Below are 3,143 nucleotides of genomic sequence, written 5' to 3' on the forward strand. Positions count from 1 at the left end.
AAGAAACATCTTCGGGTTGTGAGGTTAAGCGACTAAGCGTACACGGTGGATGCCCTGGCAGTCAGAGGCGATGAAGGACGTGCTAATCTGCGATAAGCGTCGGTAAGGTGATATGAACCGTTATAACCGGCGATTTCCGAATGGGGAAACCCAGTGTGATTCGTCACACTATCATTAACTGAATCCATAGGTTAATGAGGCGAACCGGGGGAACTGAAACATCTAAGTACCCCGAGGAAAAGAAATCAACCGAGATTCCCCCAGTAGCGGCGAGCGAACGGGGAGCAGCCCAGAGCCTGAATCAGTGTGTGTGTTAGTGGAAGCGTCTGGAAAGGCGTGCGATACAGGGTGACAGCCCCGTACACAAAAATGCACATGCTGTGAGCTCGATGAGTAGGGCGGGACACGTGGTATCCTGTCTGAATATGGGGGGACCATCCTCCAAGGCTAAATACTCCTGACTGACCGATAGTGAACCAGTACCGTGAGGGAAAGGCGAAAAGAACCCCGGCGAGGGGAGTGAAAAAGAACCTGAAACCGTGTACGTACAAGCAGTGGGAGCACGCTTAGGCGTGTGACTGCGTACCTTTTGTATAATGGGTCAGCGACTTATATTCTGTAGCAAGGTTAACCGAATAGGGGAGCCGAAGGGAAACCGAGTCTTAACTGGGCGTTAAGTTGCAGGGTATAGACCCGAAACCCGGTGATCTAGCCATGGGCAGGTTGAAGGTTGGGTAACACTAACTGGAGGACCGAACCGACTAATGTTGAAAAATTAGCGGATGACTTGTGGCTGGGGGTGAAAGGCCAATCAAACCGGGAGATAGCTGGTTCTCCCCGAAAGCTATTTAGGTAGCGCCTCGTGAATTCATCTCCGGGGGTAGAGCACTGTTTCGGCAAGGGGGTCATCCCGACTTACCAACCCGATGCAAACTGCGAATACCGGAGAATGTTATCACGGGAGACACACGGCGGGTGCTAACGTCCGTCGTGAAGAGGGAAACAACCCAGACCGCCAGCTAAGGTCCCAAAGTCATGGTTAAGTGGGAAACGATGTGGGAAGGCCCAGACAGCCAGGATGTTGGCTTAGAAGCAGCCATCATTTAAAGAAAGCGTAATAGCTCACTGGTCGAGTCGGCCTGCGCGGAAGATGTAACGGGGCTAAACCATGCACCGAAGCTGCGGCAGCGACGCTTATGCGTTGTTGGGTAGGGGAGCGTTCTGTAAGCCTGTGAAGGTGTACTGTGAGGTATGCTGGAGGTATCAGAAGTGCGAATGCTGACATAAGTAACGATAAAGCGGGTGAAAAGCCCGCTCGCCGGAAGACCAAGGGTTCCTGTCCAACGTTAATCGGGGCAGGGTGAGTCGACCCCTAAGGCGAGGCCGAAAGGCGTAGTCGATGGGAAACAGGTTAATATTCCTGTACTTGGTGTTACTGCGAAGGGGGGACGGAGAAGGCTATGTTGGCCGGGCGACGGTTGTCCCGGTTTAAGCGTGTAGGCTGGTTTTCCAGGCAAATCCGGAAAATCAAGGCTGAGGCGTGATGACGAGGCACTACGGTGCTGAAGCAACAAATGCCCTGCTTCCAGGAAAAGCCTCTAAGCATCAGGTAACATCAAATCGTACCCCAAACCGACACAGGTGGTCAGGTAGAGAATACCAAGGCGCTTGAGAGAACTCGGGTGAAGGAACTAGGCAAAATGGTGCCGTAACTTCGGGAGAAGGCACGCTGATATGTAGGTGAAGTCCCTCGCGGATGGAGCTGAAATCAGTCGAAGATACCAGCTGGCTGCAACTGTTTATTAAAAACACAGCACTGTGCAAACACGAAAGTGGACGTATACGGTGTGACGCCTGCCCGGTGCCGGAAGGTTAATTGATGGGGTTAGCGCAAGCGAAGCTCTTGATCGAAGCCCCGGTAAACGGCGGCCGTAACTATAACGGTCCTAAGGTAGCGAAATTCCTTGTCGGGTAAGTTCCGACCTGCACGAATGGCGTAATGATGGCCAGGCTGTCTCCACCCGAGACTCAGTGAAATTGAACTCGCTGTGAAGATGCAGTGTACCCGCGGCAAGACGGAAAGACCCCGTGAACCTTTACTATAGCTTGACACTGAACATTGAGCCTTGATGTGTAGGATAGGTGGGAGGCTTTGAAGTGTGGACGCCAGTCTGCATGGAGCCGACCTTGAAATACCACCCTTTAATGTTTGATGTTCTAACGTTGACCCGTAATCCGGGTTGCGGACAGTGTCTGGTGGGTAGTTTGACTGGGGCGGTCTCCTCCTAAAGAGTAACGGAGGAGCACGAAGGTTGGCTAATCCTGGTCGGACATCAGGAGGTTAGTGCAATGGCATAAGCCAGCTTGACTGCGAGCGTGACGGCGCGAGCAGGTGCGAAAGCAGGTCATAGTGATCCGGTGGTTCTGAATGGAAGGGCCATCGCTCAACGGATAAAAGGTACTCCGGGGATAACAGGCTGATACCGCCCAAGAGTTCATATCGACGGCGGTGTTTGGCACCTCGATGTCGGCTCATCACATCCTGGGGCTGAAGTAGGTCCCAAGGGTATGGCTGTTCGCCATTTAAAGTGGTACGCGAGCTGGGTTTAGAACGTCGTGAGACAGTTCGGTCCCTATCTGCCGTGGGCGCTGGAGAACTGAGGGGGGCTGCTCCTAGTACGAGAGGACCGGAGTGGACGCATCACTGGTGTTCGGGTTGTCATGCCAATGGCACTGCCCGGTAGCTAAATGCGGAAGAGATAAGTGCTGAAAGCATCTAAGCACGAAACTTGCCCCGAGATGAGTTCTCCCTGACTCCTTGAGAGTCCTGAAGGAACGTTGAAGACGACGACGTTGATAGGCCGGGTGTGTAAGCGCAGCGATGCGTTGAGCTAACCGGTACTAATGAACCGTGAGGCTTAACCTTACAACGCCGAAGGTGTTTTGGCGGATGAGAGAAGATTTTCAGCCTGATACAGATTAAATCAGAACGCAGAAGCGGTCTGATAAAACAGAATTTGCCTGGCGGCCGTAGCGCGGTGGTCCCACCTGACCCCATGCCGAACTCAGAAGTGAAACGCCGTAGCGCCGATGGTAGTGTGGGGTCTCCCCATGCGAGAGTAGGGAACTGCCAGGCATCAAAT

At 53.2% G+C, this 3,143-nt stretch carries 2 rRNA genes; both read left to right on the plus strand.

Annotated elements, in window-relative coordinates:
• Nucleotides 1–22 precede the first annotated feature (22 nt).
• Nucleotides 23–2,926 (plus strand): 23S ribosomal RNA (locus ACJHXA_RS23630).
• Between the two features lie 94 nt (nt 2,927–3,020).
• Nucleotides 3,021–3,136: ribosomal RNA gene (gene rrf, locus ACJHXA_RS23635) — 5S ribosomal RNA — on the plus strand.
• Nucleotides 3,137–3,143: the final 7 nt, after the last annotated feature.

The sequence above is a fragment of the Escherichia sp. WS33 genome, assembly GCF_046486385.1.
Lineage (GTDB): Bacteria > Pseudomonadota > Gammaproteobacteria > Enterobacterales > Enterobacteriaceae > ECMA0423.